Origin of the sequence: Agrobacterium vitis (assembly GCF_037039395.1) — a bacterium.
Taxonomy (GTDB): Bacteria; Pseudomonadota; Alphaproteobacteria; order Rhizobiales; family Rhizobiaceae; genus Allorhizobium; species Allorhizobium vitis_E.
In genome coordinates this window covers 33634-46479 of the sequence record NZ_CP146245.1, presented here as the reverse complement: position 1 = coordinate 46479, position 12846 = coordinate 33634, and the positions used below count along the sequence as shown (strand labels likewise).

General features: G+C 54.0%; 11 protein-coding genes and 1 pseudogene. All 12 read right to left on the bottom strand.

Annotated elements, in window-relative coordinates:
* Positions 1-193 precede the first annotated feature (193 nt).
* The 12 genes and pseudogenes from virB11 to V6582_RS26850 all read right to left on the bottom strand — a co-directional run bounded on the left by virB11 (position 194) and on the right by V6582_RS26850 (position 12705).
* Positions 194-1228 carry a P-type DNA transfer ATPase VirB11 gene (gene virB11, locus V6582_RS26905; RefSeq protein ID WP_060716580.1) on the bottom strand — a complete coding sequence of 345 codons (1035 nt, stop codon included), beginning with the start codon at positions 1226-1228 and terminating at the stop codon, positions 194-196.
* 33 nt (positions 1229-1261) lie between these two features.
* Positions 1262-2385, bottom strand: a pseudogene (gene virB10 / locus V6582_RS26900) (type IV secretion system protein VirB10).
* Positions 2382-3263, bottom strand: coding sequence for a P-type conjugative transfer protein VirB9 (gene virB9 / locus V6582_RS26895; RefSeq protein ID WP_070149662.1), 882 nt, complete (start codon positions 3261-3263; stop codon positions 2382-2384). The pseudogene virB10 and the gene virB9 overlap by 4 nt, the downstream one beginning before the upstream one ends.
* On the bottom strand, positions 3260-3973 hold the full coding sequence (locus V6582_RS26890) for a type IV secretion system protein VirB8 (RefSeq protein WP_060716577.1): 714 nt from the start codon (positions 3971-3973) through the stop codon (positions 3260-3262). The genes virB9 and V6582_RS26890 overlap by 4 nt, the downstream gene beginning before the upstream one ends.
* Positions 3960-4127, bottom strand: a complete 168-nt coding sequence (locus tag V6582_RS26885) for a type IV secretion system lipoprotein VirB7 (protein ID WP_081088913.1) — start codon at positions 4125-4127, stop codon at positions 3960-3962. Before V6582_RS26885 ends, V6582_RS26890 begins: the two co-directional genes overlap by 14 nt.
* 27 nt (positions 4128-4154) lie before the next feature.
* Positions 4155-5042, bottom strand: coding sequence for a type IV secretion system protein (locus tag V6582_RS26880; protein WP_060716576.1), 888 nt, complete (start codon positions 5040-5042; stop codon positions 4155-4157).
* A gap of 74 nt (positions 5043-5116) precedes the next feature.
* Complete coding sequence (gene virB5 / locus V6582_RS26875) at positions 5117-5785, bottom strand: pilin minor subunit VirB5 (RefSeq protein ID WP_060716607.1); 669 nt, start codon at positions 5783-5785, stop codon at positions 5117-5119.
* A 16-nt stretch (positions 5786-5801) separates the two neighbouring features.
* The gene (locus tag V6582_RS26870; RefSeq protein WP_060716575.1) at positions 5802-8171 is read right to left on the bottom strand and encodes a VirB4 family type IV secretion/conjugal transfer ATPase; all 2370 of its coding nucleotides are present in this window, start codon (positions 8169-8171) and stop codon (positions 5802-5804) included.
* Positions 8171-8497, bottom strand: coding sequence for a type IV secretion system protein VirB3 (locus V6582_RS26865; protein WP_060716574.1), 327 nt, complete (start codon positions 8495-8497; stop codon positions 8171-8173). Before V6582_RS26865 ends, V6582_RS26870 begins: the two co-directional genes overlap by 1 nt.
* The gene (virB2, locus tag V6582_RS26860) at positions 8494-8859 is read right to left on the bottom strand and encodes a pilin major subunit VirB2 (RefSeq protein WP_060716573.1); all 366 of its coding nucleotides are present in this window, start codon (positions 8857-8859) and stop codon (positions 8494-8496) included. The genes V6582_RS26865 and virB2 overlap by 4 nt, the downstream gene beginning before the upstream one ends.
* Positions 8860-8883: 24 nt before the next feature.
* Positions 8884-9591: a type IV secretion system lytic transglycosylase VirB1 gene (locus V6582_RS26855; protein WP_060716572.1), complete on the bottom strand. Its 708-nt coding sequence runs from the start codon at positions 9589-9591 to the stop codon at positions 8884-8886.
* Positions 9592-10194: 603 nt separating this feature from the next.
* Positions 10195-12705, bottom strand: coding sequence for a two-component system VirA-like sensor kinase (locus tag V6582_RS26850; RefSeq protein WP_060716571.1), 2511 nt, complete (start codon positions 12703-12705; stop codon positions 10195-10197).
* Positions 12706-12846 lie beyond the last annotated feature (141 nt).

The window sequence follows — 12846 nt, the reverse complement described above, 5'->3', positions numbered from 1 at the left end:
AACTCACAGTATCTAGACAAGCAAAGGCTGTACGCATCGTACCGCTCGTCAATTTTCTCTCGCTATACGGATACTTCGGCAAATTTTCGGCTAAACCGCGCATGACAATGCTAACGGCTTGTTTCAGTTTGATGACAAAGGTTGCTCCGACTTGACGCTGCAAAAGGCGGAGCCAGGATTTTGGCATGGATATCTAGTGCTGGTTTAGAAGATCTCCTATCGTTTCGCCGCGCCGGCGGGCATCGGCCGCGAGCCATATTTCGCCAACTTCGTAGACATCGCAGTAGGCGCGGAACGGGACGATGACATCAATTGCCGTTGCGAGCATGTCGATTAGCGTGCGATCTTCCAAGCTGGCCCCCTGGGCGCTGCTCTTCACCAGCGAAAACAGCTTTTTGAAGCCTTGGACGGGATTTGCCCCATGTATGGTTGAAATCGACCCGGGATGTCCTGAGACGACTTCACTCAGGTAGGCCCACGCGGCATCGTCACGCATCTCACCCAGCAGTATTCGATCAGGCCGCATCCGAAGACTTGCCTGGAGCAGTTGTTCCGCAGTCACAGCACCCAGTCCGACCCCATTCTTGGAGTAGAGCAGCCTGACATGATTCTCATGGGGAATGACGAGTTCGAGCGTATCTTCAATGGTGATCAGCCTTTCTTGCGGCGGAATAGCACTGATCAAGGTCTTGCTCATTGTTGTCTTGCCACTTCCAGTGGGACCGCAAAGCAACATTGTCAACTTACCGACGACGCATGCACGCAAGAATGATTCCAGATCGCCGCTGTCGTAGTGTCGAAGAATATCTTCGTCTTGTCGATCTTGGCACGTTTTCCGCATCCGCCACTTGTTCCACTGGCGAGCATCGTAACGAGACGAGACTTCGCCCAGTCCCGAAACGCGAATGCTTGGCCGTCGAATCGTCAAGCTCACCGTGTCCGATGGGACCGTTGGCGGCAAACAAATTTGTATTCGTTCGCCGCCGGGGAGTTCAGCGGCGCAAAGAGGATTGCGCGGGCCGACATCTTGTTTGCGCGATGCGCCCGCTAAAATGGCGATATCTTCGAGATCATCATAAGAGAGGGGTAAAGAGAACTTAGTGAAAACCCCTGCCTGGCGTACAAATGCTTCCCCAGGCCGATTTATCGCCACTTCTTCAGTCTTCGGATCATCGAGCCATTTCAAGACGGGATTGAGAAGGAAGCGCAATTGCGGATTTACTGCCATGTGTGCATCTCCGATGCTTTGGCTATCTGAGAATTAACGCCGATGCCAACTCTTCGCCAATCCACCAGTTATGTGAAGCTGGTAGATGTCTGAGAAATCCAGGTCCCGTGCTACGAAGATGGAGACGGTATCACCCTGATTCTTCTTCAAGGTTGGGGGAATGTTTATGGTCGCCCTCAGGGCTGTGTCGGCCGCTTGTTCACCGTTATTTTGAAAACTGTTGAAGCTGGTCCCGCCATCCGAACTGCCAGCGTAATGACTTGCCGCTTGCACGGCGCCCTGGACGACGCTCAGGAGCATAGCCCCACCGAAACGCTTCCAGAAGTGGTTGTCGACCGTGCCTGGCAGTCCGGATCGGCCAAGTTCGTCAGCACCCGGAGAAAAAGAGAAACGACGGCGTGAGCCGGCGTCTCGGCGCGATTCCAGAGAACAAAAACACGGGCATCTCCCTGTTGCAGCCCATGCTGGATTTCGCCCACCACGGTCGTGCCGCGATCCAGGAGCACAACATTGCCGGTTGCTCCGCGTATGTCCCCGGGCAGCACACATTTTACATAGCCTGCCAGGTTTGTATCAATGGCTGTTTGCAGTATGCAGGGAATGATCGTCCCTTGCGTAACTGTGAAATCGGGGTGCGGCAAAAGCGCAGCACGGCTGGGTTCCAACACGGTGGGGTTCATGCGGATTGAAAGATCGTTTTCAGCAGACGCCTCAGACTCCGGTAATGAGCTGGATTTCCTATTATCCTCCCCGTCGCTGTGAATATCGGCGTTCCGCGTAGGTTTGTCACTCTGATCACTTCCGCTATAGGCAAAGATTGGTGTTTCTTCCGGCCGCACTTCGTTGTGTTCTCGCTGATGTTGATCGGGCGGAGAGGTTGCCTCAGTGGTTGGCTGGGAAGCCGTAGGGTTTGAGGGGATGTCAATCGGCGCCGGCCGAAAAGGCTTGGTGTTGGCGTCGATCATTGTGTCTGGGGGAGAGGGCTCGGTCTTTTTCTTTGGACGCGCACCAAGCCAAATCAGACCCAACGACAGTACGAGAACCAGACCGGCAACAACAAGCTTCTGCGATCCCGAAAGACGTCGGCGATGAGGATCGGAGACCAGAGATGCCGATGCATCTATAGCTGCTCCAGGTTGAGAGTTGACTTCATTCATCGCCTCGCCCCCTTCAGCACGCGCATTACATCGGGTCTGACCGTACCAGTCCCAGTCTTTCGTCCGATGGCGTCATATGCTTTATTCCAGATGCACAGCACGGTATGACCGTCCCGCAGACGCCACTCCCGGGCGACCGAGGCGACCTCCACGTAGTCTCCTTTAACTGAGTAGTTGGCAGTGGCTTCCTTCCCATCTGGATTGACGACGTAGATCGAAGGTACACGCACGTTTCCGGGAAAGCGGAATGTCGTGGTAGATCCGTTGTCGAAGACCTCGAGCGGCCCCAGCGAACGGTTTCCTTGGGCAACATAGTTCCAATTTTTTGCACCCGGGACGCCGGTTGCTGTCGGCTGATCCAACAAGTCCTGTGCTCGATGCTGGTATTGTGTTTGCGCTCTTAGCCTGCCCGCCAGCTCTCTCTGTTCTGTCTCTTTTCGGCGAGCAGCGGTAGCATCGGCGGGATAAGTGAATTGCACGCTGTAGTAGAGATCGGGCGTCTCTTTATCGAGACGAGACATCGTCTTTGTCGTGAGGCTGAAAACATAGCGCCGCATTCCTGCGTCGCTTGCAGTCAGCACTATGACGGGCTGTGGCTGGAGGACCTTGCTTGCCTTGAAGAACAGATAATTGCCGCGGGGCAGAGCCGCGAGGTCCTTGCTGTTGGAAACGGCGACGGCTGTCACGGTCTCGTTGGCACCGAATGTTACGACCACGGTGGCCCCAACAGCGGTTGAAAGGTGCACAACCTGATCAGGGTTGTAGGCGAGATAGCGCATTCGTGGATCTTGGGTGCCGACCGCTGGCGTGTCTTCCGCCTTCGCCCCGCTCGTAACAAAAAGCACACAGGCCAGTGCCAAAAACAGAAGCTTGGTCATTGCTGGCTCCGCGTCGCGTTCGAAACCGTATCTTCCGAGGTTTGATAGGAGGTGACAATTAAACCGCCTGGATTGGTCAGCCTCAGTCGGCTTGGCAAGTTCGTCAGTTTTTCATAGCGGACTGTTGCGGTCCAGGTGGTTACTATGGGAGTCTGCCCGTCTATGAGGAGGGCGCGTTTGTAACGGATCTGCTGCACACCCGGCATGATCTCATTTGAGCCGATATGGTCGACTTCCAGCTTTCCGCGCTTGCCGATTATGGTTTGGGGCGAGCTTGGATTGGGATAGTTGAAGAATTGCTGATAATCTTGGCGCACAGTTGGAGCACTGAAGTCCGAGACCAGATCATAGGCATATTGGGCTGTATCCGCCGTATAGCCTTCGCGCAGACGGACATACTCCCACAAAGATGCATTAATAACTGCTTGCTCCTGCGTTGCAGGCAAGCGCGAAATAGACACTTCACTGTCAATCGTACCGTCAGGGCGTACCCACAGATAGACTGGCACAAGTTTGTTCAGTGGGACCATCGTGGCGATAGCGAAAGCCTGCGCCACATTTCCCACGACCGCGACAATTGCCATAGCGCCCAAGGCTCTGGAAATTCGCCGAGCTGATTTGGCACGCGCAGATTGAAACGCTTGTACTTGCTTATAGTGGTCCGCCAATGCTTCCCGCTCTACCAGCAGGGCATGTTCAGGGTCCTTCATTTGCTCCTCCCGCGTTTCCAGGCTGAAGGTCCGGCTGAGCAGGCTGCCATCGCCCGACGTTCAGCGGGAATATGGGCCCCTTGGGGCTCGCCAACTGGTCATGTGATTGACAAGACGCCAGGCCGAGGATCAGAAAGAGCAGACAATATCTCATAGGATTCCTCCATTCATGGGGCTTAAGCTAACGGCGGACTACCCGGGCGAAATGGCGATTTAGGCTACCTGCAGCTTGCGTCGCACCGCTCCAGTAGCTACCTCCAATATTTCCAGCGATTGCCGGAAGTGCGACGATCAGAGCATCTCCCGTCAGGAAGAACATATCGATCTCGTAAAGGCCGATTATCTTGGCGGCGGTCGTGCCGGCAGAAGTGACCACTCCCAACATTACTGCGAGCGCGGTCGCTTCCGTCAGAATCACAATAGTCGCCACTATGTTCAGTAGAAGAAGAAGTATCCCGTAGGTGACAAGTTGGCCGATCCATTTCGCTGCCATATCTCTGGTGCGATCGAAGAGATAGCCCACCAGGAACAATGGGCCGATCGCCAGCAGCACCTTGGTGAGAATTCCGACTGCATCGTAAATTCCAAACGCCGTCCAAAGCGTTCCGTAGAAGATCCATTGTGCGCCTTGAAAGGCGAGGATATCTTGGTCGTTCATCGGCCCGATCTCAGAAGCAATCTTCTGGAAGGCTACCTGTGTTAGCGAGAACATCGTGTCGAGTTGGGCGGGGATGGTCTCCAAAGGAAGACCACTGACACTGAACCGCCGAATGAAGTTTGGAATCGTATCCTCGAAAACCGAGGCGATGTAATCATGATAGTCTGCTTGCCCAACGACAAGGGCACCGACGATCGATACCATGATAACCCGAGTAATGCCGCTGCGTGCCTCCATCTCTCCACGCATTACAAGGATGCCCTGGACTATGATCCACAGTGTCACGCAAGCCACGAGAGGTGCGCTCACTGCCCGTTGAATATCCCCAAGCAAAGTGTCCAGTCCGACTGTAAAGGCGAGATCGAAAATCGTGTGTATCGCCGTGAAAGGCGCTGGAATGCTAAAATTCATTTGCCCTTACCTGGATTCAGCCTTAGATTTCTGTAGGAAAGGTCGGCTCTGCTTCTGGACGAGGAGCAAGGGGCTCAATGAAGCGAAGCCGCGCCAAACATGAGCGCAGTTGCCTGGTGTTCCTTTCGTTGGGCCACCGCCTCTTCAGCTTCGTGCAGGCCTGCCTGTGCTGTGGTCATCGTCAACAGGCTGGTTGCCTGAATGTTTTGGATAATTGCATCGTGGATCTGTTTGAGAAGCAACCCGTTGGTGACAGTTGCCTGCATAATGTTGCGTGAACGGGAGAGCTGGGTCGCTGTCTCAGAATTTGCCGTAAGGCGCTTGTCCATTGCATCCAAATTATCAGCAGCGACACCGGCAGCATTTGCAGCGCCCGCAATCTGTTCGCGCAGGAGACTTCCTTCAGCGTCGTTACCCACGACTGCCCGGTCGGCATCCAAGGTGATCGCACGCGCCGTTGTCGAAGCGGGCATCTGGGGCGAAAACATTTCCCTGTCGAGTTGATTGGGAGAAGGATATTGGTTCTTCTGATCGAGCGCGGACAACAGGCCGGTGACGCCAAACGACGATGTCAACATTGTCACCATCGTGATCAACTGTTCGAGGTTCGCCGCGGTATTGATGGCCGTTGTCAGCGTTTCGGCCTCCGTCGGAGGATCACTGACAACAAACTGTGCTCTGGCGGTCCCCGACAGAAGCAGGCATATGAATAGTGCGTTTATTGCAAGCTTCGTGGTTTTCATGACTTCGATCTCCAGATCAATCCTGTGCTTCATGGTAGCGCGTCATGAATTTTTCGAGCCAGGCAGAGGGATCCCCTCCATAGGTCTCGCGCAACTGTTCCGCCAAACGCACCGTATTGGCCCGCCCGGACAGCACAGCAACGTATTCGGGCATGTCGCGAAGATCAAATTCGCAAACGACACTTCCGCTCTCGCGCTTAAGCAGGAACTTGCGACTGCCGACTGCCATGTCCTCGCGGATAGCTTGAAATTCTCGCTCTGTGCACTTCAACCCGTCTATATAGGCGGACCGGTCGGCCGTGGGTGATGGATAGAAGATCTTTGTCATGCACTGTGCGACGAGGCTGGCGCCCAACGGGGAATCAAGCACGTGCTCAGGTTGCTGTGTCGCGAGAATTAGCATTCCGTTATTCTTACGAACAGTCAGCAGGAACTTGTCGACGACTGCTGCGAATTTCGAGTTCAGCAGGTAGGCGCGAAACTCGTCGCAGCTCATAACGAACCGCCGGCCATCAACCATGGCGCCTATTCGATGCAAAAGGTATGCCGCGGCTGGCGCGCATACCTCCTCATATTCAAGGAGGTGAGTCATATCGAAGCCCGTAATCGAAGGATCTAGCTTCACTTCATCAGACTCGCCGTCAAACGCCCAGCCAAGCGCATTCCCCCGGCACCACCGCTGCAATCTGGCTCCTGCACCTTCAGACGGCCCGTGCAACAAGAATTCTCGTAGGCCCACAAGCGACCGCATGTTCGGCTCAAACGATAACTGCCGTTGGATACCGCGCTCTAACCGGCGATTTTCTTCCGGTGAAATTCCGCCCCTGCCGTCGCTCTCAATCAGCGCCACGATCCACTCGCGGAGGAAATCGCGCGCCGATGCTGTATTCTCCAGGCCGCGCAAAGGTGCAAGGCCGCTTGGCACACCTCTAGGCAGCGTGAGATAAGTCCCTCCGGTAGCGCGCACCAGCAGTTCACCGCCACGATCCTTATCGAAGAAGACGAGCGTGCCACTGCGATTGGCTATGCTCTGCTCGAGCATCGCCAGGATAAAGGTCATAAGTGTCGTTTTTCCTCGACCGATAGGCCCGAATATTGCCGTCATGCCAACGTCGTTCTCATGCGGAATATAGTCGAAGGGAGTCCCGCCGTTCGTCCGGAAGCGTGCAACGGCACCACCCCAATGGCCTGAAGTCCTCCCGCCTGGGAAATTTTCGAAGGAGACCAGTCCTGCGAAGTTGCGCGAGGTGATAGCCCCAGGACGCGTACGCCATCTGCTGTTTCCTGGAAGCTGAGACCAGTACGCAGCCTCTATTCCAATGCTCTCCTGGACAATAACCGCTCCTACATCCGCCAGGCTTGTTCGGGCGCTCGCCCCATGGTCAGCAAGAGTATGGAGATGGTCGGCATAGACGCAAAGACTGAGATGATGCGAACCCATCACGAATTCGCTACTTGCCAATGAGTCCTCTGCTTGCGCGAGTTCGCCAATCTGGGTGACTGCTTTGTCACCGGAGCTGGTCATTTGGTTTGACTTAAGACTGAGCTTGGCGTGAGCCTGCGCGCGAGTGAGAAAAGAGAAACTCTGGCTCAAAACCAGCGGAAAATTTGAGGACAGTAGCGTGTTGAGCATACCAGGCCGCGTCTTCGCGGGATATTCACGGAATGAGAAAATTGATCCGACGTAGTGATCTTTCGGCGTTCGAATCTCTAAGGCACGTTTGCCGCAAATGACTCGATCAGTATAGATGGAGGCGCCAAGCGAACCGCTAACGACGGGGACCGCTGAAAAGCGACAAGTCATTATCAGCCGGAGGGCCTCACCAATCTCCGTGAAAAGCACCTCGTTTTTTTCTCGGATACCAAGGCGGCGGAGACCATAGGCATCAAGCGCGCCAGCGACAACATTCCAAAGGTCCTCCAGATGCCGGATCTGATGTGCAAGATCGCCAGCGTTCTTCCCATACAGCCTGGTGAACCTACTTCCCACTTTGCCGAGAGCAGTGCGAGGATATACCATGAGTGTGAGAAAGTAGTCGTTCCGAAAAAGCTTGCCGGCGAGAACACGTTGCTCGAACGTTTCGCTTAGGTTCGAAGCGAAGCCGCTTCGAAAATGCCTTGGGGGCGGTGCCTGCACATCGTTATGACGGACAAGATGGGCATACACCGAGACGTTGTCGTCGGCGATATTGCGAAAGAGCGTGTTGAAGGCACGGCAGCGCGCATTTCGGACTTCAACCTCCTCCAGTTCGAAGGGCACACCACTGATATGTGCCATGGTCAAGATGGAGCCGTCCTCCAAAAGGACGACATGGTCGCTGAGGTGTCCAATGTAAGGCAGGTAGATTTCACCAGATCGCTCGGTCGCTCCATTTGTTCCGAACATCACGCCATTCCTCTTCCTCGCGGCGGCACTCTGATTGGGTTGGGACTGACACTCGCCCCGCCCCACGTATGGCTGTCAACACTTCTCCCCGCCGTCTGGAGAAACAGAAAGACCACACTTGCGGCGTTGTAGTCGCGCTCTACGACGAGCCGGGCTCCAAGCCACAGCGGCAAGAGAACGATTTCGTAGAGCGGATTCTGGACAATAACGATAAGAAAGCCAGCCAACATCATGAACAATCCAGCCAGCGTAAGCGGCACGCCAAAGAACAATGCAGGTCTCGTCGCCGCTAAATAGAGTGTGGCTTCTTCGAGACGGTCCTTCATCCGCCGCCCCCGGTGAGCGTTTGGCCGAGAAAGCTGGCTCCAAACATAATAACGATCCCGCCGACGACGCCAGCTACGAGACCAAGAGAAGCTCGACCGAACATCCATGATATGCCGATGGCTACGATGCCAAGAACTGCGAGCGATTGACCAAACGGACCAAGAATAAAGGTGCAGATATTGTTGACCATGGTGGCGGGATCGGTTCCGCCCGCCGCTTGTGCAGCGGCTGGCTCAGAGAAAAGCAAACTCCAGCCGATCGCGCCGCTGAGGCTCGGCAGGTAAGTAACCGCCAGGCGCACAACCAACTCCCTGAGGCAACGCAACGTCGAACGCACGCGGTATTTTTCAAAGCATGCCATGAGGGTACATCTCCATTACTCAATTCAAAAAACTTGATCGTCTTCCGGAGTTCTGTGTTCATTCGGCTCCTGCGGCTCTGGCGAACCAGATGAACCGCCTGCCCCACCTGCTGAGCGGGTGTTGTCGTAAGAACGCCAGACATTCCACGGTTCTTCTGGGCTCTGCTCATCATGATCTTGATTTTTCGCCGACTGAGCCAGTGGAGGCACGAGTTGCTGAGCCGCCAACTCGACCCTTCGCACATATCCGTTCGTGAAGCCGCGCTTGAGATTGCCGGTATTGTACGCCGAGATTGCTCGCCGAAGCGCGAGCTGTTCTTCTTGCGCCGTGTTCCCGCCCGTAAAGTGCCGTACAAGCAGTCGCGCCGCGGCTGATAGAGACGCACAGGGCTCGAATGCATTGCTAGACGTCAAACCCAGCATCGCGAAATTGCTCGAGTTCACCTGCATAAGGCCGACATCGATTGAATGCCCTGCTACGAGACGATCTTCCACACTTCGCCTGGCATCCGCCTGATCAGTCCAGTGAAGAGTTTCATCGGTAGTATTGTCATGAAGCACGAGTGGATCGGATCGGCTTTCGACTTTGGCAATCGCTGCAAGCGTAGATGGAGCAACCGAAGGGGCGCATTCGCGAGCAAGCTGACTGAAATCGGCCGGAGAGAGCGGCGCGGCCTCGCTTGGCTGGACCATTAGAAAAATGATCCCGAAAGATCCTGCCGCCTTCAGCATTCTATATCTCCTACGTCTCGCACTGATCTTCGCTGCAGTCTCAAGATGACGTGACCGCTAACGATCGCGACTATGGGAAGGATCTGTTACTCTTGGGTTTTAATGTTTTCGTTATTGATTTCATTTGAAGCAAATGACGTCGTTGATGGATGCTTGTTTGGTTGGCCGAGCTGAGTACGAGCCAATTTCACCTAAAAGAGACGGTCGGGCGGATTGTTTGCGTGGGGCAGGTATTGCTGTCGAATCGTGCCTTCTTTGGTTCCGCTGCGGAGAAGCACATTTCTCTTTGTTTTGAGTTTTAACCGACGTTGACCGAGAAACGTCACAAATCTCGCGGGGCTGTCACGGCGGTGCAGTCAAAACAGATCATATAAATGCGCATACGGGATCATTCGAGTAATCACGACCAGCAGATTGATCGAGTCGGCCTATTCAACAATGCTGTCCCCTGAGTGTCTCAGCAACGCCATTGGAGGCATCTCGCTGCCGTAGCGCAGGAGATCTCGGGTCATCCGGAATCCCACCCAGTTCGTGCGTCATTGAAAGCTTTATTGCGTTGCATCTCTACCCGAATTATGCCGACCCCATCCTTAATCTGTCCATTTATTCCGTTCTGATATTCGCGCGAACCACATAGGCGAGAGCCTTGGATGACACCGGTTTTTGCAAAAAGTGGTTAGATGCCTCGCCGTCCGCCGAAATTGAAACGTTTTTTTGATGCTGCCCGATCATGATGATCGGCACTTTTTCTAGTGTCGCGACCCAGGAGCCTACACGTTCTCCATCGAGAAACGATGAATGATCAATCAGAACAATATCTGCCTCTTTGCCTGCCAAAACCCAGTCAGTCAGCCCTTTGAACGTGTTAAAGCCGACTGGCTCATAACCGAGCGCCGCGATCGTTTCCTCATACCTTTCAAGCGTCACCGGATCGGGTTCAACCACAGCGACAATCTCTCCGCTACCGAGCGGTATTTTTTCAGGTCCAAAAAAACTCTCTGAATTCACTGGCTTCTTCGCCGAAGTTGGCAGATAAATGTCGAAGCGCGTACCTCTGCCAACAGTTGAGATCACATCGACAAAACCCGCCATTGCGCTGACGTGGCCGTGCACGGTGGAGAGCCCCAGCCCAGTGCCGCCGCATTGCGCGCGCGTGGTAAAAAAAGGCTCAAAAATATGTGGCAATGCGGCTTCGCCTATGCCTCCACCGTTATCCTCAACTGAAAGAAGGATGTAATCGCCAGCGGGTATCGTGCCGTTCGCAAGTACCTTATGCTTCCATACAAACGATCTATAGACGCTGACCTCGATACGCCCGGAGCCTATACAAGCCTCTGCGGCGTTCTTACACAGGTTCATCAGTATCTGCTCAATTTCGAGCGGATTTCCTTCGACAATCATCTGAGCGCTTTGAATATTGAAATCGACCTCCACCTCTGAAGGCAGCGCAACACGTAACGAAGGTGCAATCTCCCTCACCAACGCCGACAGGTTGAACGGCCTTGCTGTCCGTTCACGTCGCCGGCTAAGCGCAAGAATCTGATCAATAATCAGTCTCGCTCGATTGCTTTCAGCATTGATGCGATCGATGTAGTGTCGAGCGTAAGTGCGGCGGTGTAGAATGTTTTGTGCCATTTCGGCGTAGCCGAGAATTACCCCAAGAATGTTGTTGAATTCGTGCGCTATGCCTCCTGCAAGTGTCCCAACGGCTTCAAGCCGTTCCGCATGTTTCAAACGACGCTCAAGAATGTCTCGCTGGGTTTGCTTGCACCGAATGACCACATAATGGCTGACACAGCCAGCGGCAAGTTCCATAAGTTGAACTTCACTTGACGCTGGCTGCACGGGGTCTCGATCGAACCTAAGGCCGAAAACAGCAACTAGTCGATCGGACACCTTGAACGCAACCAACGCCCACCGGCCAGGGGCGTCTTCATTAAAGCAACTTGCCTTTCGGGCAGGATAGTCTCGAAAGATCGATCCGTGCTCGTCGGCCTGGACCAGAGAAACAATTTTCCGGATCCGCCGCTCGTTCCAGCTCGGCGGAGGCGCGCTTGCGGAAAACGTCTCGGCAATTTCGTTTTCAGTAACGTTCACTAACCCTAGCACACACTGGTTAGCTTCAAAAAAATTCTCAATAGTTCCCAGTGCGGCTTCCGCTGAGGATTTCAGTGACTGCTTTGTTTCTGTAGAATCTTCGAAGCAAACCCCAATTTTCTTGATAACTTCTTCAAAATCCAGGCGTCTCGCCAACCTGTCGGTTCGTCGACGCAATTTGTGAACCAGAATTACTATCCCAAAGCAGAAGAATACTGAAACAGCACCGAGAAACGTTCGTACCCGTTGCTCAACCACTCTGGCCAAGCTGTCAGCTTCCAGGTATGCCCGCTGCAACTTCTTCGTATTCTCGAACGTTCCAGAGGCCTGAACCAGCTTTACAGTTTCATTCAACCTCGGCAGTACGCCTAGGATAACCCTTCCATTACGGACGACCTCCTGAATAGCGACCTTATCCGCGTTCGTCGACATCTGAAGCTGGTCTAGACTTTGAGTGATCTGTAGTGCGAGCTCGGTGTTTGGTCGAAACGAAAACTGCAGCATTAAATAGCCCAGCTCAGGCACCTTCGCTGCGTTCAAATCTCGGCTATCCGAGGTTCTCAGAAGCGAGCTTATTGACTGATTAAAGGTCGCCAATGAATCCTCGAACACCACATTTTGCGCCCCGAACGATGCAACCGCCGCGTCGGTCGTGTTTATCGAGGACTTCAGTCGCGCAAGCAGTTCGGAGAGTTCCCCTACATCTTCAAGACGCGCCTTCTTAAAAAGCTGCTGTAGATTTGCGATGCTCGAGCGCACTCGCCCCAGAGGAACGATAAGAGGACGGTAATTCCGAAGAAGGCCGGCGTGAGCACGCAACACGTTCCGCTGGAGCAGCGCACAATCGACGTCGATTGACTGCAACTCAGTTAGAATCGCTTCACTGCTTTTTTCATTTTTCCAGGGTCCAATGGCCAGAACCGCAAAAGATATAGCCGCAACTACCAATGCTAAAACGTACCAGGAATTGATAGCGAGCAGAACCTTCCGGGAAGGTAACAAACGATCCCAAGTCATTTAGTTACCTCTCTTTGCAACAGCCGACCCGATTATGCGGATGTCGAGGGATTAGCGTCACCCGATGATCTCACCCCGGAATTACTTATCATTCTTACATCCGTGATACGAATTGCCGCACGGAAGAAAATTCCAGCCAAA